The organism is Nonomuraea sp. NPDC050786, from assembly GCF_040654115.1.
Lineage (GTDB): Bacteria > Actinomycetota > Actinomycetes > Streptosporangiales > Streptosporangiaceae > Nonomuraea.
This window is the reverse complement of the sequence record NZ_JBFAHJ010000005.1, coordinates 219,716-237,902: the sequence shown is the minus strand read 5'-3', so window position 1 is coordinate 237,902 and position 18,187 is coordinate 219,716. Positions and strand designations below refer to the sequence as shown.

Annotated in this window: 18 protein-coding genes and 1 pseudogene; 5 read left to right on the top strand and 14 right to left on the bottom strand. The window is 70.8% G+C overall.

All coding sequences use genetic code 11. The features are described from left to right. Positions 1-46 precede the first annotated feature (46 nt). Entirely contained in the window at positions 47-1,591 is a 1,545-nt protein-coding gene (gene dacB / locus AB0H84_RS13125; RefSeq protein ID WP_357602639.1) for a D-alanyl-D-alanine carboxypeptidase/D-alanyl-D-alanine-endopeptidase, read from the top strand. 334 nt (positions 1,592-1,925) lie between these two features. Here the strand turns inward: dacB and AB0H84_RS13120 are convergent, their stop codons facing one another. The 4 genes from AB0H84_RS13120 to AB0H84_RS13105 are packed head-to-tail and all read right to left on the bottom strand — an operon-like array spanning position 1,926 to position 5,258. Further along, on the bottom strand, positions 1,926-2,708 hold the full coding sequence (locus tag AB0H84_RS13120) for an ABC transporter permease subunit (protein WP_357602636.1): 783 nt from the start codon (positions 2,706-2,708) through the stop codon (positions 1,926-1,928). Beyond that, positions 2,705-3,454, bottom strand: a complete 750-nt coding sequence (locus AB0H84_RS13115; protein ID WP_357602633.1) for an ABC transporter permease subunit — start codon at positions 3,452-3,454, stop codon at positions 2,705-2,707. Before AB0H84_RS13115 ends, AB0H84_RS13120 begins: the two co-directional genes overlap by 4 nt. Next, complete coding sequence (locus tag AB0H84_RS13110) at positions 3,451-4,203, bottom strand: ABC transporter ATP-binding protein (RefSeq protein WP_357602630.1); 753 nt, start codon at positions 4,201-4,203, stop codon at positions 3,451-3,453. The genes AB0H84_RS13115 and AB0H84_RS13110 overlap by 4 nt, the downstream gene beginning before the upstream one ends. Then, positions 4,200-5,258: an ABC transporter substrate-binding protein gene (locus tag AB0H84_RS13105; RefSeq protein WP_357602628.1), complete on the bottom strand. Its 1,059-nt coding sequence runs from the start codon at positions 5,256-5,258 to the stop codon at positions 4,200-4,202. Before AB0H84_RS13105 ends, AB0H84_RS13110 begins: the two co-directional genes overlap by 4 nt. A 219-nt stretch (positions 5,259-5,477) precedes the next feature. On the opposite strand from AB0H84_RS13105, the gene AB0H84_RS13100 reads away from it, so the two are divergent. Continuing rightward, entirely contained in the window at positions 5,478-6,662 is a 1,185-nt protein-coding gene (locus AB0H84_RS13100; RefSeq protein WP_357602625.1) for an amidohydrolase family protein, read from the top strand. Between the two features lie 7 nt (positions 6,663-6,669). Here AB0H84_RS13100 and AB0H84_RS13095 read toward each other — a convergent pair whose 3' ends face one another. Next, positions 6,670-7,788: a helix-turn-helix domain-containing protein gene (locus tag AB0H84_RS13095; RefSeq protein ID WP_357602622.1), complete on the bottom strand. Its 1,119-nt coding sequence runs from the start codon at positions 7,786-7,788 to the stop codon at positions 6,670-6,672. A gap of 88 nt (positions 7,789-7,876) precedes the next feature. Here AB0H84_RS13095 and AB0H84_RS13090 point away from each other — a divergent pair, with 88 nt between their 5' ends. Together AB0H84_RS13090 and AB0H84_RS13085 are read left to right on the top strand one after the other, a co-directional pair. Further along, positions 7,877-8,803, top strand: a complete 927-nt coding sequence (locus tag AB0H84_RS13090; RefSeq protein ID WP_357602619.1) for an adenosine deaminase — start codon at positions 7,877-7,879, stop codon at positions 8,801-8,803. Positions 8,804-8,930: 127 nt separating this feature from the next. Continuing rightward, the gene (locus AB0H84_RS13085; protein ID WP_357602616.1) at positions 8,931-10,136 is read left to right on the top strand and encodes an acyltransferase; all 1,206 of its coding nucleotides are present in this window, start codon (positions 8,931-8,933) and stop codon (positions 10,134-10,136) included. Between the two features lie 6 nt (positions 10,137-10,142). On the opposite strand, the gene AB0H84_RS13080 is transcribed toward AB0H84_RS13085, so the two are convergent. The 7 genes from AB0H84_RS13080 to AB0H84_RS13050 form a co-directional block, all read right to left on the bottom strand. Then, complete coding sequence (locus tag AB0H84_RS13080) at positions 10,143-12,035, bottom strand: zinc ribbon domain-containing protein (RefSeq protein WP_357602613.1); 1,893 nt, start codon at positions 12,033-12,035, stop codon at positions 10,143-10,145. A 444-nt stretch (positions 12,036-12,479) separates the two neighbouring features. Then, the gene (map, locus tag AB0H84_RS13075) at positions 12,480-13,247 is read right to left on the bottom strand and encodes a type I methionyl aminopeptidase (protein WP_357602610.1); all 768 of its coding nucleotides are present in this window, start codon (positions 13,245-13,247) and stop codon (positions 12,480-12,482) included. Positions 13,248-13,317: 70 nt separating this feature from the next. After that, positions 13,318-14,052: a siderophore-interacting protein gene (locus tag AB0H84_RS13070; RefSeq protein WP_357602607.1), complete on the bottom strand. Its 735-nt coding sequence runs from the start codon at positions 14,050-14,052 to the stop codon at positions 13,318-13,320. Beyond that, positions 14,049-14,579 (bottom strand): PadR family transcriptional regulator, encoded by a 531-nt coding sequence (locus tag AB0H84_RS13065; protein ID WP_357602605.1) that lies wholly within the window; start codon positions 14,577-14,579, stop codon positions 14,049-14,051. Before AB0H84_RS13065 ends, AB0H84_RS13070 begins: the two co-directional genes overlap by 4 nt. Before the next feature lie 64 nt (positions 14,580-14,643). Beyond that, positions 14,644-14,766, bottom strand: coding sequence for a hypothetical protein (locus AB0H84_RS13060; RefSeq protein WP_357602602.1), 123 nt, complete (start codon positions 14,764-14,766; stop codon positions 14,644-14,646). A 129-nt stretch (positions 14,767-14,895) separates the two neighbouring features. Next, the gene (locus AB0H84_RS13055) at positions 14,896-15,546 is read right to left on the bottom strand and encodes a class I SAM-dependent methyltransferase (protein ID WP_357602599.1); all 651 of its coding nucleotides are present in this window, start codon (positions 15,544-15,546) and stop codon (positions 14,896-14,898) included. A gap of 48 nt (positions 15,547-15,594) precedes the next feature. Further along, positions 15,595-16,014, bottom strand: a complete 420-nt coding sequence (locus tag AB0H84_RS13050) for a helix-turn-helix domain-containing protein (protein WP_357602596.1) — start codon at positions 16,012-16,014, stop codon at positions 15,595-15,597. An 80-nt stretch (positions 16,015-16,094) separates the two neighbouring features. Here AB0H84_RS13050 and AB0H84_RS13045 point away from each other — a divergent pair. Continuing rightward, a pseudogene (locus AB0H84_RS13045) lies at positions 16,095-16,742 on the top strand (NAD(P)-binding domain-containing protein); the annotation flags it as partial. Between the two features lie 2 nt (positions 16,743-16,744). On the opposite strand, the gene AB0H84_RS13040 reads toward AB0H84_RS13045, so the two are convergent. Together AB0H84_RS13040 and ilvC are read right to left on the bottom strand one after the other, a co-directional pair. Next, positions 16,745-17,023 carry a hypothetical protein gene (locus tag AB0H84_RS13040; RefSeq protein ID WP_357602593.1) on the bottom strand — a complete coding sequence of 93 codons (279 nt, stop codon included), beginning with the start codon at positions 17,021-17,023 and terminating at the stop codon, positions 16,745-16,747. A gap of 157 nt (positions 17,024-17,180) precedes the next feature. Beyond that, positions 17,181-18,164, bottom strand: coding sequence for a ketol-acid reductoisomerase (ilvC, locus tag AB0H84_RS13035; RefSeq protein WP_344993008.1), 984 nt, complete (start codon positions 18,162-18,164; stop codon positions 17,181-17,183). Between the last annotated feature and the right edge of the window lie 23 nt (positions 18,165-18,187).

The window sequence follows — 18,187 nt, the reverse complement described above, 5'->3', positions numbered from 1 at the left end:
GGTGATTCATGCTCTCATGCGATCCTCCCAGTCACTTGGAGACCCCATGCGGCGCACCTCAGCCTCCCTCGTCGCGGGCGCGCTCGTCGCGACCCTCGCGTGGGCGTCCAGCCCCTCCTCCACCGCCGTCGCCCTGGACCCCTCCGCGGGCGTGGCCGACCTGACCCAGGACATCAACAAGATCCTCAGCGACTCCCGGCTCACGATCGCCAGGGCAGGCGTCGTCGTCAAGAGCGCCAGCACCGGCGAGGAGCTGTACGCCACGGACGCCGGCAAGCTCCTCACCCCCGCGTCCAACACCAAGCTCTTCACCTCCGCCGCGGCCGCGGAGACGCTCGGGCTCGACTACCGCTTCCCCACCACCGTGCTGAGCACCGGCCGCAAGGTCGGCTCGGCGCTCACCGGCGACCTGGTGCTGCGCGGCACCGGCGACCCGACCATGCTGGCCGAGGACTACGACGCGCTGGCCGCCAAGGTGGCCGCGGCGGGCATCAAGGTCGTCGCGGGCCGGCTCGTGGCGGACGACACCTGGTTCGACCCCCAGCGGCTCGGCAACGACTGGTCGTGGGACGACGAGACCGCCTACTACGCGGCGCCCATCTCCGCGCTGACCGCCTCGCCCGACAGGGATTACGACGCCGGCTCGGTGATCGTGTCCGTGGCGGCCGACGGCGACAAGGTCAAGGTGTCCACCACCCCGGAGACCGGCTACCTGAAGATCGTCAACCGGGCCACCGTGGGCTCGGAGACCGACGTGCTCATCGAGCGGCAGCACAACAGCCGTACCGTCGTGATCACCGGCACGGTGAAGGACCCGTACCAGGAGTGGGTCGCCGTGGACGACGCCACGGCGTACGTCTCGTCGCTCTTCCGCGACGCGCTGTCCAGGCACGGCGTCAAGGTGCTCGGGCCGACCGTCACGGGCGCGGCTCCCCAGGGGGCGGCGGAGCTGGCCGAGCACGAGTCGATGACGCTGGGCGAGCTGCTGGTGCCGTTCCTGAAGCTGAGCAACAACATCCACGCCGAGATCCTCACCAAGGCCATGGGACGCAAGGTCGCGGGCCAGGGCACGTGGTCGGCCGGCCTCAAGGTCAGCACCGACTTCGCCAAGGCCAACGGCGTACAGGTGATCAACATGCGGGACGGCTCCGGGCTGTCGCGCCGCGACGGCTTCTCGCCGGGCTCGATCGTGCAGCTGCTCACGGCCGTGCGGGGCAAGCCGTGGTTCAAGACCTGGTACGAGGCGCTGCCCATCGCGGGCAACGCCGAGCGCTTCGTCGGCGGCACGCTGCGCAGCCGGATGCGGAACACACCGGCCGCGAACAACGTCCACGCCAAGACGGGCTCGCTGACCGGGGTCACCTCGCTGTCCGGGTACGTGACCAGCGCCGAGGGCGAGCCGCTGATCTTCTCGATCATGCTCAACCAGTACCTGTCGTCCTCGCCGAAGGACATCGAGGACAAGATCGCCGTCAGGCTCGCCCAGTTCTCCCGCGCGAATCCGACCGCCGACGCCGTGCAGCTCCGCGCCACGGACCTGGGCGCGGCGGGCGACCTCGAGTGCTCCTGGCTGAAGCCCGCGCAGTGCTAGCGCTCCGCTGAGAACAGCGGCCCTCTGACGTTCAGGGGGCCGCTGTGGTTTACCGTGCGCCTCACTTGGAGCTCCAAGTTAGGTATGAAATTTCCGTACATAGCCGCCTCGGGAGCGCCAGAATTCGGATTCGACGCTGAGAGCCACGGGAGCGTCGGGCCTCCACCGGCCACACCCGAGCCGGTTTCCCACCGCACGCCCACGCGCTCCCTTCCGAGTGGGCCCGGCCGCGCCTCCCCCCGCACACAGGACCGCGGCCGGGCCCGCACTTCCTACGCCGCTGGGCTGAGGGCCGCACCCCCACGCCGACGCGCTGAGGCGGTGCGGCGCCGCGTCAGGGGTGATCGCGGGGGTCGGAGAAGCGGGCCAGGACGAGGGACTCGACCACGCCCACGACCGCGTACGCCAGGATGGACACGGCCGTGACCACCACGATGTCCGCCCACACCTCGTCATAACGGAAGCCGCCGATGGCCCGCAGGATCTCGGCGCCGATCCCCCGCCCGCTGGCCAGCCACTCGGCGATGAGCGCCCCGATGATGGAGGCGGGCACGGAGATCCGGGCCGAGGCGAAGACCGCGGGCATCGCCGTCGGCACGGCCACCTTGCGCAGCACCGTCATGCGGCTCCCGCCGTACGCCATGATCAGGTCGGTGGCCTGCGGCGAGGCGGAGCGCAGCCCGAAGGCGATGTTCACCAGCGCCGGGAAGAACACGACGATGCCGCCGATGACGGCCACGCCCAGCAGGTCGCGGCCGAAGATCAGCGTGATCAGCGGCGTCATCACCACGAGCGGCACGGACCGCAGCAGCATCGCGACCGGCATGAACGTCTGCTCGACGGTCCTGAACAGCACGAACGCGACCGCCACGGCCATGGCGGCGATCATCCCGCAGGCGAACCCGATGGCGGCGTCCTTGACCGTGATGCCCAGCGCGCCGAACACGGCCTCGCGGTGGGCGGCCGAGGAGGTCAGGTACTCCCAGACCTGCGGGGGCCGCTTGCCCACGAGCGGGCTGATCGCGAACGCCTCCAGGGCCAGCCACCACGCGGCCACGACGATGACCACGGAGGGCAGCAGCGGGCCGACGATCCTCAGCACGGTACGGCCGATCACTGCGACTCGCCTCTCGACCAGGGGGTGACCACGCGCGCGACGAGGGCGACGATCGCGTACCCGAGCCCGGCGACCAGCCCGGCCACGAGCGCGAGGCCCCACGTGCGCGGCACCTGGAACTGCTGCTGGGAGATCATCAGGGAGACGCCCAGCCCCGCGTCGTTGCTGCCCAGGTACTCGCCGATGATGGCGCCGAGCAGCGCGGAGGGGGCGGAGATCTTCAGCCCGGCGAACGTGCTCGGCAGGGCGGAGATGATCTGGACGTAGCGGAGCCTGGCCAGGCGGCCGCCGCCGTACACGGTGACGACGTCGAGGCTGGCCCGGTCGGCGGAGCGCAGTCCGAGCAGGGCGCCGATGAGCGTGGTGAAGAAGACGGAGATGGCGGCGAGGAAGACCACGGTGGCGTCGCCGCCGAAGACCACCAGCACGATGGGGCCGATGGCGAGCAGGGGGATGCAGTAGCTGATCACGGCGAGCTGCGTGGCGACCGCCTCCAGCCGCGGCACGAGCAGCACCAGCAGCGCCACGCCGATGGCCAGCCCGTTGCCCCACAGGAAGCCCTGGACCGCCGCGGTGAGGGTTGCGGAGATGTTCGGGCCGTAGAAGGCCCAGCCGTCGGCGCCCATGGCGGACAGCACCGCGCCGGGGGTCGGCACCGCGCCGCCGCCGGCGAACACGGTCACGGCGAGCAGCCACCAGAGCCCGATGAGCGCGATGACGCCGAGCAGCCCCTGGACGCGTCTCATGCGCCGTGCCCGAACAGCAGGTCGCTGAGGTGGTCGTGGAGGGCGTGGAACTCGGGCGTACGCATCATGTCGGGAGTGCGGGGGCGCGGCAGGTCGATCTGCACCATCTCGACGACCCGCCCGGGCCGGGGGCTCATGACGGCCACCACGTCCGACAGGAAGACGGCCTCGCCGATGCCGTGGGTGACCATGAGCGTCGTGGCCGGCTTCTCGGTCCAGATGCGCAGCAGCTCCAGGTTGAGCCGCTGCCTGGTCATGTCGTCCAGCGCGCCGAACGGCTCGTCGAGCAGCAGCACGCTGGGCTTGACCACCAGCGCGCGGGCGATGGACACGCGCTGGCGCATGCCGCCCGACAGCTCGGCGGGCCTGGCCTTCTCGAACCCCTCCAGGCCGACCAGCTTGATCAGCTCCTCGATCCGGCCCGGCTCCGGCTTGATCCCGGCGACCTCGAGCGGCAGCCGGATGTTGGCCGCCACGCTCCGCCAGGCCAGCAGCGCCGAGTCCTGGAAGGCGATGCCGAGGTGGTGGCTCCTGCGCAGCTCCTCCGGGGTCTCGCCGTTCACCCGGATCTCGCCGGACGTGGGCTCCTCCAGCCCGGCCAGGATGCGCAGCACCGTGGACTTGCCGCAGCCGGACGGGCCGAGCAGCGACAGGAACGAGCCCTTCGGCGTCTGGATGTCGACTCCCTGGAGCGCGGTCACTCCTTTGCCGAAGGTCTTGCTCAGCCCCGCGATGCCGATGCCCGTCATGACAGCTTCAGGCTCGGGTCGGCCTTGTAGACCTCGTCCAGGATCGTCAGATCGAAGAGCTGCTCGGCCTTGATGGCCAGGCCGGCCTTGGCCAGGGACGCGATGTTCTGCTCGATCAGCTCCGGCGTGATCGTGAACAGGCCGTTGGCCTTGACGTCAGGGGTGACCACGAGCTCGTTCTGCATCTTGGCCTCCTCGGTCTGCTCCTTGACGTCGAGGTTCTGGTCCTTGCCGTAGACGGTGGCGGCCAGCTCGGCGGACTTGGCCGGGTCGGCGACGGCGTCCTTCCAGCCCTTGATCTCGGCGGCCAGGAACGCCTTGAGCTTGTCGCGCTCCTTGTCGATGGTCTCCTGCGTGACCGTGAACGTCTCGGCGACCAGCGGCAGCCCGGCGTCGGCGAACAGCAGGTAGGCCGGGTCGTGGCCCTGCATCCGCAGCCGTACGGGGCCGCTGGTGACGAAGCCGACGTAGCCGTCGAGCTGCCCGGAGGTGAGCATCGACGGGTCCGACTGGAACGGCACCCTGGTCACGCTCGACGGGTCGAGGTCGTTGGCCTTGAGCAGCGCGTTCCACACCAGCTCGTTGGAGTCCTGGACGCCGATCTTCTTTCCGGCCAGGTCCTTGGCCGACTCGATCGGGCTCTTCTTGAGGGAGATGATCGCGAACGGGTTCTTCTGGAACGTCGCACCGACGATCTTCAGCGGGGCGCCCTGGAGGACGGCCGGCGCGGTGATCGTGGGCGCGGAGAGGCCCGCCCAGCAGCGGCCGGTGGCCAGGCCCGACTCGACCGAGGTGCCGGAGCCGCCCCCCGACAGCAGCTCGACCTGGGAGAACCCGGCGGCCTTGAAGTAGCCCTTGGTGTCGGCGAAGTACTCGCCGGCGAACTCGACGTTCTTCTTCCAGGAGAGCTGGAGTTTCACCGAGCCGAGCCCGCCGCCGCCGGAGGACGAGGAGCCGGCAGACGTGCCGCCGTCACCGCACGCGGCCAGACCGAACGCCAGCCCGGCCAGACCTGTTGTCCGCAGGAACGCGCGGCGGTCGAGGGAAATAGCCATAATTCTTCCTTGCAGCGGCGGGAACGTGCAGGTCAGGACGGTATCTATCGATTATTACCATCATGTGACGGTGGTTTTGGACAGCGCGGCCCGGTCGGGGGCGGCGGAGGGAGAACGCGGGAAAACCGCTGGCGACCCCTGTAGGTCCCTACGAGAGTGCCGCGCGAGGACCGTAGATCCCTCCAGCCGACCGGAGGCTCCGGTAGCGTCGAGCGTGAAATGAGACTCGACGGAATCCCTCTTTGGGACGGTACCGAATACCGGGGCCCGGTCGATCTGAGCTGGGAGCCCGACCGCATCATCAGCGTGCAGCCGGATGCCGAGCCCCGCCACGACGACCTGTGCGTGCTGCCCGGCCTGGTGGACACGCACGTCCACCTGGTGGGGTACGCGGGCCCTGGCGACCCGCCGGACTTCGCGACCTGGCCGCTGGTCACCACCCGGGACGAGCAGGTGCTGCACGGCGTCGCCCACGCCCAGCGGGCGATGCGGCACGGCGTGACGACGCTGCGCGACCTGGCGGGCGACGAGGCCCAGGTCGCGCTGCGCCGCGTGTTCGACGCCGGGGTGCTGCCGGGGCCGCGCGTCCAGGTGCACGGCGTGGTGGGGATGACGGCCGGGCACAACGACCTGTTCGTGCCGCCCGCGGTGCCCGCGAGGAAGCCCACGGCCGACGGCCCCGACGAGTGCCGCAAGCTCGTACGCACCTGGGCCCGCGCCGGCATGGACGGCATCAAGCTCACCACCAGCGGCGGCGTGCTGTCGATCGGCGACAGGAACGCCTGGCGCAACTACACCCGCGACGAGATCAGGGCGGTCGTGGACGAGGCGCACGCGCTCGGCATGCTGGTGGCCTCCCATGCCCACTCCGAGGACGGCATCCGGGTGGCCGTCGAGGAGGGCGTCGACTCGATCGAGCACGGCACGCTCATGAGCAAGGACCTGGCCGAGACGCTGGCCGCCCGGGGCACGCCCGTCGCGCCGACGCTGCTGATCAACGAGGCCATCGCGCAGGGCCGCGTCCCGGTCACACCGGAGGCCAGGGCCAAGGCCGCCGAGCTGGTCGCCACCCGGGACGTGCTGCTGGCCCAGGCCGCCGCGCTGGGCGTGCGGTTCGTCCTCGGCACCGACGCGAACGGCCACCACGTGCAGTTCGGCGACCAGTTCGCCGAGGTCGTCCACATGACCCGGATCCTCGGCATGGACGCGGGATCGGCGCTGCGCGCGGCCACCTCCGACGCGGCCGACTCGATCGGCATGCCGGTGGGCAGGATCGCTCAGGGGCTGGGCGCCGACCTCGTCGTGCTGCGCGGCCGCCCCTGGGAGCGCATCGAGGACCTGGCCGTCGAGAACATCGTGGCCGTGGTCTCCCGGGGCCACGTCGTCGCGGGCCGCCTGCCCTGACCTTCGCCTACTGCCCTGATCTCAAGGCCAGATAGAGATCGGTACGGTCGCGCATCGACGACATCCGCCGCCCGGTCAGCTCCTCGATCCGCTGCATGCGGTAGCGCAACGTGTTGACGTGCACGTACAGCTCGTCGGCGGTGCGCTGCCACGATCCGCACGTCTCCAGGAAGATGTCGAGCGTGCGCAGCAGCTCGGAGCCGTGCCGCGCGTCGTACTCCTCGACCGGCCCCAGCAGGTGGTCGCGGAAGGAGCGGCGCACGCTCGCGGGCAGCGCGGCCAGCAGCAGGTCGAAGCTGTCGATGTCGGCCACCGACATGATCGACACGGGCCCCGGCCCGCCCCGCGCGGACTCCATGCCCCGCCTGGCCGTCTCCAGCGCCTCGCCGAGCTGCGACACGCTGGCCGCCATCTCGCTGATCCCGGCCGCGATGCTCATCCCCGGCCGCTCGGCGGCCAGGCCGCGCAGCTCGTCCGCGAGGCTCTTGCGCGAGGCCCTGCCGTTGACCAGCACGATCGCCTCGCGTGGCGTGCCACCGACGATCAGGTGCCGCCCCTTCCTGACCAGCCCCTCGTGCAGCACCTCGGGCAGGTCGTAGTCGGCCTGCCCGGTGAGGGTGACCGCCATGGCGGCGGTCGGCAGGCCGGGGTCGGCGCCGAGCAGCCGAAGATGCGCGGAGACCTCCCCTGGCGGGATCTGGCCCAGCACGTCGAGCAGCGTCTGCGCCCTGACCCGCTCGGCCCTGCGCTGCTCGGCCGCGAAGCCGTCGACGGTCACGGCCTCGGTGATCGCCCCGAACGACTGGTCGGGAGCGGCCAGGAGCAGCGGTAGCCGGCGCCGTTCACACGCCTTGACCAGCTCCTCGGGCAGCTCGCCGAGCACGATCAGCCCCACGACCAGCCCGGCGGCGTCGCTGGCCCACAGCGCGTCGGCGAAGCGCTCGCAGTCGGACGGCGCGCCGTACCAGACGCCGCTGGTCAGCACGAGGTCTCCGGCCTCCAGGTAGCGCCGGGGGTCGGGCAGATCCGTGGGGTACGCGCGCCGGATCTCGCGCTCGAGCGCCTCGTGACCCGTCACCAGCGTCAGCCGCAGGTCTTCACGCGCGAGCAGGTCCGCCAGCCTCATGAAATCTGATGTTATGCCAGCTCAAAGGCCAACACTTCAGAGGTTCACACGATACTCCCACCATGCCGGGTCGGGTTTACTCGTTGTCATGCGTCCCAAAGCAGAGCTCCATCTGCACATCGAAGGCACCCTCGAGCCCGAGCTCGTCGTCGAGCTGGCCAGGCGTAACCGGATCGACCTGCCGACCTTCGACGTGGACGCCATCCGCGCCCGCTACTCCTTCACCGATCTGCAGTCGTTCCTGGACCTCTACTACGAGCACATGGCGGTCCTGCGCACCGAGGAGGACTTCTACGACCTCGCCGCCGCCTACCTGCGGCGGGCCGGCGAGCAGGGGGTGCGGCACGCGGAGATCTTCTTCGACCCGCAGGCCCACCTGAGCAGGGGCGTTCCACTGGAAGTGGTGTTCGGCGGGCTGTCGGCGGCACTCAAGGACAGTGACGTGTCGGCGGCCCTGATCCTGTGCTTCCTGCGCGACCGGGGCGCGGACGAGGCCGAGCAGGTGCTGCGGGCCGCCCTGCCGTACCGGGACTCGTTCATCGGGGTGGGGCTGGACTCGGCGGAGGTCGGCTATCCGCCGTCGCTGTTCAGGCGGGTGTTCGACATCGCGGCCGGCGAGGGGCTGCGCAAGGTGGCGCACGCGGGCGAGGAGGGCGGCCCCGACTACGTGTGGGAGGCGCTGGACGTGCTGCGCGTGGAGCGGGTGGACCACGGGATCAGGGCGATGGAGGATCCGCAGCTCGTGGCCAGGCTGCGGGAGGAGCGGATCCCGCTGACCGTGTGCCCGCTGTCGAACGTGCGCCTGCGCGCCGTGCCGTCCCTGCGCGACCACATCCTGCCCGCGATGCTGGACGAGGGCCTCATCGTGACGGTCAATTCGGATGATCCCGCCTACTTCGGCGGCTACGTGGAGGACAACTACGTGGCGCTCCAGCGGGAGCTGGGGATGACGGACGAGCAGCTCGACCGGATCGCCCGCAACTCCTTCGACGCTTCTTTCGCCTACGACGGCTGAACCTCGCCTACGACGGCTGGGCCCCGCCTGCGACGGCTCAACCCCGCCTGCGATGGCTGAACCTGATCCGCACCATGGCGCGGGCCCGTCCTGGGCCTCACACTGGTGCGTGTCAGGGAGGCCGATCATGACCGCACATACCGGGCCGTCGCAGCAGGCGGCCCCGGGAAACCACGCAGCACGCCGACCGGAGCTCGACGCCATGCGCGCGCTCGTGGTGGTCGGGCTGGTGTTCTTCCACGCGTCACTGGTGTTCGACTCGAGAGACGACTACTACGTCAAGAACGCCGAGACGACGCAGATCACGTTCTTCATCGCGGCACTCTGCGTGATCTGGGCCATGCCGCTGCTCTTCCTCATCGCCGGGCTGGGGTCGTGGCACTCGATGCGCCGCCGCGGCCCCGGCGGGTTCGCCGTGGAGCGATTACTGCGGCTGGGGGTGCCGCTGATCTTCGCCACGGCGACGATCATGCCGCTGCCCCAGTGGCTGCGGCTGCGGGCCGATCCCGCCTACCACGAGTCCTACCTGGCGTTCCTGCCGAAGTTCTACACCGTGCGGCTCGATCTGAGCGACTTCCCCTTCATCCTGCGCGGGCCGTACTTCGAGACCGGCCACCTGTGGTTCGTGGTGCTGCTGCTGACGTTCTCGCTGCTGCTCGCGGCGGTCGCGCGCTGGACGCCGCCCACCCTTGAGTGGCCCGCCGCGCTCTCGCGGCCGCGCGGTGGGCTGCTGGTGCTCGGGGTGCCGATCGCGCTGGTCTGCGCCTTCGTGGGGCTGGAGGAGTCGTTCAGCGGCTGGAGCCGGTGGGCGTTCCTCCTGTTCTTCCTGTACGGGTACTTCTTCGTGACCGATCCCCGATTCCGCGCGGCGATGCGGCGTGACTGGGTGCCCGCCGCGGTCGCGGGCGTCGCGCTGGTGGCGGTCGGGGTGCCCGGCTTCGTCATCGCGGGCGACGCGCCCGGCGCGGACGCGTTCACGGACATGACCCCGCTCGCGATCGGGGCCCGCGCCCTGTACGGCCTGGCCGGGTGGTGCTGGCTGGTCGCGATCCTCGGAGCCCTCGACCGGCCGCGCGCGCCCGCCACCGGCGCCGGGAAGCCGCCGCGCCGGCTGTACGCCTACCTGTCCTCCGCCGTGCTCCCCCTGTACGTGCTGCACCAGCCGATCGTCGTGGCGGTGGCCTACCTCGTGGTGGGGTGGAAGGCGCCGATCCTGGTCGAATACCTGGTCATCGTGGTGGTCTCGCTCGTGCTGACCGTGGGCGTCTACGACCTGCTGGTGCGGCGTACCAGGGTGACCAGGTTCCTGTTCGGGATGAGGGAGCGTCTCTGATCAGCTTTACGATCCTCTGTCAAGCGTAGTGGCTGGGATTGTTACCCATCTGGGTGGGGTGGCGTGGGCGTGGAGATGGAATCCTGCGCCCAGTGCCGCGCCGTGCGGCCGATCCCTGGTGGGTGTGCTGATCGCCTGTCCGTCCTGGTGCCGGTGGACTGCGCGGGGCAGCCGGTGCCGGTCCGTTGGTGCGGGTCCCTCCGGACGCTGGCCAGCAGGGCGGGTGGGCCATGCTGGGGAGGGTGCCCTGCGTCGCCTGGGCGCGGGGCGTGTGGTGCGGCGCCGGGTGGGGCCGGTCTTGGACCGATCTGCCCGGCGAGACTGTGTGGTGGGTGGGGTGATGACCGCTGTGGCTTCCAGCTTGTCCACCACTGTAGGGATGGCCATCTGGCCGCTCGCGCGGTCTGTCACGGTTTTGGCTTGGTGGGCGAGGCCGCGTGCGGCGATGCGGCGCCAGGCGCCCTGGTCGCGATCTCCTTGCCAGGCGCATTCGGGGTTGGGGCAGATGGCCCACTTCCAGCCCGCGATGGTCGGCTGGTCGGGGGCTTTGCGGTGTCGCAGCGGGGTGAGGCAGTGTGGGCAGTGCCGGGAGGTGTTGCGGGCGGGCACGGTCACGACGGCGATGCCGACCTCGGCGGCCGTATACCGTATGTGGTCGGCGATCCGGCCGCGCACCTGCTGCGAGAGGCGGGTGTTGAGAGTGCGGCCCATCCCTGTGGCTTCCAGCGAGCGCAGATCTTCCAGGTAGATAACGCTGGCCTGGGCGGCGATGGCCTGGTCGACGGCCCAGCGGGCGGCGGCCCAGGCCAGGGCATCGTTGAGATTGGACCGACGCTTGGACACGTGCCGGATCTCGCCACGCAGCACGGTGTGCTTGCCGATCAGCCCGTGCTCGGCGTTTGCGGCGATGAGTCGCTGGTAGTGGTCGGCCTTGGTGTGCAGGTGCTCGGACAGGCGGCGCAGTCGGTGCTGTTTGGCCAGGACCCCGGCGGCGCGGAACTGGGCACCCGAGCCCAACGCGCTGATCCGCCCGTCGGGGTGCAGCCGGGTCACGCCCGCACTGAGCAGTGTGTTCAGGCCCCAGTCAACGCCGAGCGCGACCGTGTGACCGGTATGGCTGGTCGTGGGAACGGCGTGGGAGTAGGCCATATCGGCCTGCACTCGGCCGCCCGCAAGGCGGAGGGTGGGCAGATGCAGGAACGCCGTAGCGGGGACCGTGGGCGGCAGGGTGATGGGGCAGGCTACCCACGTCCAGTGCGCGTACGAGCGCGGGTTGGGCCGGGTGGGCAGCCGCAGCCGCAGCACAGCCCGCCGTGGGTCACTCTGGCTGCGCTCGATGGTGGCCTGCTGGCGGTCGCAGGCGGGCAGCAGCAGCATCCGCGCTGCCCGGGGCGCGTCCTCCAGTTCGAACACATCGGCCGGAAGCTGGCCGTTGGCTCGTAGATAGGTGGCGATCTGCCGGGTGCGGGCCTTGATGACGCCAGAGGATAGGTGCCGACCGTCGGGGACTGCGGCGCGCACGGCATCCCATTCCTCAACTGTGCGCTTGAACGCATCGGCGGGCCAGGTGGCCAGCACACCAGCGGTCACCCCCGCCCGCCAGAACGCTCCGCGCAGCAGCCGCCCGGCCTGCTCCTGGGCCATCCGCACGATCCGGTCGTTGACCCTGATGCCTCGCGGCGCGCTGCTGGTCCAGCCCAGCCTGCGCAGCGCCATCCAGGCGTTCGACGGCAGCCGCCGCCCGCCCGCATCCACCCCACCCGCCAGCAATGCGACATCGGCGCTGTTCCAATGTTCATCCAGCAGCGCCGCCGTCATGCCGGACACCAACTCGGCACACCAGCCCACCCGCATTGCCAGCACACCTGGCGACACCAACTCGCCGGTCTTCTCTTCCACCCCGCCGCGCAACAAGACGCGAGCGCACGCCGTCCGGGCACTCTCGCCCGCGGCCAACGGAATCCTCCGCCTCACCGGCCGCCCCCGCCCTGACGACCCTGACCGCATCCCTTCAGGGCATGGTGCCGAGCCTCCGCCGCTCGCTGTGGCACCTCCGACTTTTCCCACGCCAAGCCCCAGGTGAACGCCATCCGCCCGGCCCAGAAAGGCGCTGGCGACATGCCAGACCGAACCCGATCGCGGACAAACCGGCGCCTCTCCACCACCCGCTCCCTCCTGACCTTCACAGTGAGTGACCGATAGATTACCATTCCATGGAGCGCCAGGTAGAACATATGAGCGATACGCCAACCCGGACTCCTGCAGGCCCTCCATAGCACAGCCGAAGGAACTCAGCCAGCACCCACTAACGATCACCAAGAGGCTCTAAGTGATTCAATGCGCCTACGGCAACGTCAGGATGACCGGGCCGTCGGCGGTGATCGCGACGGTGTGCTCGACGTGCACGCTCCTGCTGCCGTCGCCCGAGCACACCGACCAGCCGTCGTCGGCCATGTAGTAGTCGTCGCCGCCCCCGGCCATCAGGCTCGGCTCGATCGCGATCACCAGCCCCGGCCGCAGCCGCAGCCCGCGTCCGGCGGTGGCCTCGTTGGGCACGAACGGGGACTCGTGCATGGCCCGCCCGATGCCGTGGCCGCCGAAGTCGTTCTGCATGCCGTACCCCGCGCCGCGGCCGACCGTGGACATGGCGTGGCCGATGTCGCCCATCCGGCCGCCGGGCACGGCCGCCTGGATGCCCGCCGCCAGCGTCTCCTCCGCCACCCTGATCAGCTTGAGGTCCTCCTCGCGCGCGTGCCCGACGGCGAAACTGACCGTGCCGTCGGCATGCCAGCCGTCGACGATCGCGCCGCAGTCGACGCTGATCAGGTCGCCGTCGCGCAGCCGGTACGGGGTCGGCAGGCCGTGCAGCATGGTCCCGTTCACCGAGGTGCAGATCACCCCCGGGTACGGCATCGCACCGAACGACGGGTGGTACCCCAGGAACGACGCCTTCGCGCCGGCGTCCTCGATCACCGTCCTGGCCACCTCGTCGAGCTCCTTCAACGACACCCCGATCGCGGCCCGCTCCCGCACCGCGGCATGGATCCCGGCGACGACCCTGCCCGCCTCACGCATCGCGGCTATCTCACCGGCTGACTTCAGCTCGATCACAGCGCCTCCTCGGCTCGTTGGATCGATAACTATACCGGTATTATTATCGCGCTGTCGACGACGCCCCAGGTCAGTCGAGGCCCTTCCGGCCCGGGGTCCAGAAGGGCTTCGTACGCACGTCCCTGCGCTGCCAGCCGCGCTCGCGGACCAGGTGGGCGCGTACGGCCTGGATCGTGCGCGCCTCGCCGGCGAGGTAGGCGACGCCCGGCTCGTCCGGCAGGTCCAGGGCCCGCACCGCGTCCACCAGGACCTTGGAGCCGGCCGCGGAGGCGCCGTCCCGGCACACCCGCACCAGCTCCCTGGGCAGGTCGAGGTGGTCGTCCGGACCGTCGGCCTCCACCGCGCCCAACACCCGCGCACCGGCCGGCAGCGCCCGCAGCATCGCGCCGAACGCCACCGAGGCCGTCTCCTCGCCCGCGAACACGTGGTACGGCGCCTGCTCCTTGACCACGAAACCCCCGTCCGGCCTGGTGAAGGCGATCTCCATGCCGGGTCCGGCGTTCCTGATCCAGGAGGCGCCCGGCGAGTCGCCGCCGTGGTCGTACCCGATGAGGTCGATCGCCTCCCAGCTGGGGTCGTGCTGCCAGATCGAGTAGGTGCGCAGGACCCCGCCCAGCAGGCCGCCGCCGCCGTTCTGGTCGCCGATCAGGAGCCGTACGTGCTGGCCGGGGGTCCAGTCCAGCCCGGCGAGCGCCTCTCCCCCGATCCTGACCCGCCGCATGCGGGAGGTCACCTGCTCGGCATCGAGCACCTCCCCCGCGACGAACATCCGGTCGAGCAGCCTGCGGGCCACGGTCTGCCTCACCGCCCCTCCTGCCAGCGCTTCCTGGGGTCCAGCCGCTCGATCCTGCGCCGGGCATCGACGAAGATCTCCTGGATCTCCTCGACCACCCTGGGATCGCCGTGGGCGTGCGCGAGCGTCTTCACGGCGGCCTTGACCAGGCGCAGCGCCGGACCGATGATCTCGGCGGCCTCCGGCTCGCCGAACATCCCCCACTCGGCCCGGCCGGCCGCCCGGCTCCAGAGCCGCTCGACCTCCTCGGCCTGCGCTTCGGCCGCGCGCCTGCCCGCGTCGGTGACGTGGTAGACCTTGCGGCCGTCGTCGGGCTCGACGCGTACGAGACCCTCGTCCTCGAGCAGTTGCAGGGTGGGGTAGATGGAGCCGGCGCTCGGCTCGTAGGTGCCGTTGAAGCGGTCGGCGAGGCGGCTCATGACCTGGTAGCCGTGGCCGGGCTGCTCGGCGACGAGAGCGAGGACGGCCAGGCGGAGCTCGCCCGGCCCGAAGAAGCGCCCCGTCGGGCCCGGCCCGGGGGCGCGGCGCGCGTTCATCATGAGTCGGATGCTATATCGAACGATATAGCGTTGGGTATGTTTTCCGATGCTTTGCTCGGCGGGCTCACTCAGCCGGCGGCTTCGCCGCGGATTTCCGCCGCCCACCTGGGACGTGCTCGTCCTCGTAGACGGTCTGCGAGGGCTCGGTGCCGTGGACGATCCTGCAGAAGACGCACGGGGAGGCCATGGATCGTGATCCTCTCAGCCCGCCCTGCACGCTCTCCCCCGCTTGTTCAGCGATCGAGCCGCCGGTGGAGGAGCGCCTTTCCGTTGATGGCCTTGTCCGCCGACGGTCGGCCTCCTGCGCCGGAAAGCGCTAGACCTGGGCGATGATCGCGTAGCGTTCGTCGTCCACGGGGCCGCCCCACAGGTCGGCGTCGTCGCTGAGCGGCTCGACGCGCAGGCCGGCGACGAGCGGGCGCACGGCGGCGGCCAGGTCGTCGGCTCTGACGCCGCCGTGCCACGGCAGCGAACCGGCTCCCGGCACATAGGGCAGCCCCGCCTCGCCCCAGCGCCCTTCGACCAGCACCAGCCGGCCGCCGTCCGGACGCAGCCGGGAGACCCACTCGCCCAGCGCCGCCCGCGGGTCGGGCAGGGTCCACACCAGATGCCGGCAGAGCACCACGTCGAACCGTTCGTCACCGGTGGGCGGCGCGGCGGCGTCGCCGACCAGGAACCGGCCCTCGAGCCCGGCGGCCGACAGCTTGGCGCGGGCGTGGTCGATCATCTGCGGGGCGAGGTCCACGCCGGTCACCCGGTGTCCGGCCGCGGCCAGCAGCAGGGACAGCGAGCCGGTGCCGCAGCCGACGTCGAGAACGTCGGCCGGAGCGGGCGGCGCCCAGGCCCGCAGGCGGCGGTCCCACGCGGCGCGCGTGCGCTCGGCCCGCAGGCCGTGGTCCGGTTCTTCGTCGAACGTCGGCGCGGCGGCGTCCCAGTAGTCGGTGATCGCGGAGGTGAGCTGGGTCATGGCGCCGATCCTCCCAGCCGCCACCGACAATTCGGCTCCTGGTGTCCTTCATGAGAACGGGTGACCTGCCGCAGCCTGCCGGCCCGCCCGATCCCGAGCCGACGCCTGGTCGGAAGATGCCGCCAGCACCATGTCGGCGTGCTGGTGGGCCCACGCGCCGAGCGCGCGGATCGGGACGAGCAGGTCCTGGCCCGCCGCCGTCAGCTCGTACTCCACCCTGGGCGGGGCCTCGGCGTAGCAGTGTCGCCGGACCAGGCCCCAGTGCTCCATCCGGCGCAGCGTCTGCGTCAGCACCTTCTGGCTGACGCCGCCGATCTCCTGCCGCAGCGCCCCTGGCCGCATCGGGCCGTCCTTCAACGCGAACACCACCACGGGGAGCCAGGCGTGGGCGAACAGATCCACGGCCAGCCGGGCCGGGCAGTCGGCGATGAAGTCGCCGTACGGCTCAAAGAGGGCGTCGCGCTCCATGCCCGCCAGTCTTCCCCAGCCGATAGGCACCCGGAAGTGCCTATCGATCCGCCTACTGTGCTGCGCGGGAGCCTTCGGAAAGGGGAAAAGGTATGCGTATCGGCATACTCGGGGCCGGGCAGATGGCTGGGGTGCTGGGGGCGGGCTGGGCCAGAGCCGGACACGAGGTGATGATCGGCGCGCGGTCGCCCGAGAAGGCCGTCAAGCTGGCCGGGGACATCGGGGTACGGCACGGCGACCTGCGGGCGGCGGCGGCGCACGGCGAGGCGGTGCTGTTGGCTGTGCCCACGACCGCGATCGCCGAGGTGCTGGGGCAGGCCGGCGCGCTGGACGGCCGGGTGGTCCTCGACTGCACCAACGCGTTCGAGCCCGACACGTCCACCACCGCACCCGCCTCGTTCCTGCTGGCGGAGGACGCGGTGGCCGAACGGGTGGCCCGACTCGCCCCACAGGCTCGGGTGGTCAAGGCGTTCAACGTGTGCGCCGCCGAGGTGTGGGCCTCTCACCATGGACTCGGCGTCCCGCTCTGCGGCGACGACGCGGCCGCCCTGGACCTGGTCGCCGGGCTGGTCACCGATCTCGGGTTCGAGCCGGTACGCGCCGGCGGCCTGAACCGGGCGCGTTACCTGGAGGCCATGTCGGCGTTCGTGGTCGGGCTCTGGTTCGCGGGGTACGACCCCAGGGACATGCTGCCGGCGCTGGACAAGGCGTTCGCCCAGCCCGACTAGCGCTACCCGAGCGTCTGGTAGTGCTCGGCGATCTCGTCGCTGGTGGTCAGCCAGGCGTCGGGTTGTGCCGCGAGATAGGCCAGCGCCTGGTCCAGGTACTTGGCGCGGAACGCCTGGCCGATCACGAACGGGTGCAGGGCCAGCGCCATCACCCGGCCGCTGTCCCGGGAGTCGGCCCGCAGCTGCTCGTACTGGTCCTTGACGATCTGGATCGTCTTCGTGCCGATCGACGACGCGCCGCCCATCGAGTACGGCCTGATCTGGCCGGTCAACGGCGGCACCGCCCGGGTCCGTGCCTTCGTGGAGACGATCTGCGAGCTCGGGGCGTGCTGACCGCCTTCGCCGGCCGTTGCAGCGCGACCTCGCCAACAAGGGCCGGCACCCATGCACAGGCGGGGCAGGCGAGCGCCGGCTCGCCTGCCCCGCCGTCCGCACGTGCTAGGCCTTGAGCCAGCTCATCATCGGGCGCAGCTTCGCGCCCGTCTTCTCGATCGCGTCCTCGGAGAGCTCCTCGCGGTAGCGCTTGAACTCCTTCTGGCCGCTCTCGAACTCCTCGACGAGCTGCCGCGCGAAGGTGCCGTCCTGGACCTCGCCCAGGATGCGGCGCATCTCCTGCCGCGTCTCCTCGGTGATGACGCGCGGGCCGCGGGTGTAGCCGCCGTACTCCGCGGTGTCGGAGACCGACCAGTACATCTTCGAGATGCCGCCCTCGTACATCAGGTCGACGATCAGCTTCATCTCGTGCAGGCACTCGAAGTACGCGACCTCGGGCTGGTAGCCGGCCTCGATCAGCGTGTCGAAGCCCGCCTTGATGAGCTCGGAGACGCCGCCGCACAGCACGGCCTGCTCGCCGAACAGGTCCGTCTCCGTCTCCTCCTTGAAGGTCGTGCGGAGCGCCCCGGCGCGCGTGCCGCCGATGCCCTTCGCGTACGACAGCGCCAGGTCCAGCGCCTTGCCCGAGGCGTCCTTCTCGACGGCCACGAGAACGGGCACGCCGCGCCCGGCCTCGAACTGGCGGCGGACGAGGTGGCCCGGACCCTTGGGGGCGACCATGCAGACGTCCACACCCTCCGGGGCCTCGATGAGGCCGTAGCGGATGTTGAGGCCGTGCCCGAAGAAGAGCGCGTCGCCCTCGACCAGGTTGGGGGCGACGTGCTGGGTGTACAGGTCGCGCTGGATGTGGTCCGGCGCGAGGATCATGGTGAGGTTGGCCTCTTCGACGGCCTCCGCCGGGGTGACGACCCGCAGCCCGTCGTTCTCCGCCTTCTCGCGGCTCTTGGAGCCCTCCGGCAGACCGACGCGGACGTCCACGCCGGAGTCACGTAGGGAGAGCGCGTGGGCGTGGCCCTGGCTGCCGTACCCCAGCACGGCCACGTGGCGTCCCTGGATGATCGACAGGTCGGCCTGGTCGTCGTAGTAAATCTCGGTCACTTGCTCAAAACCTT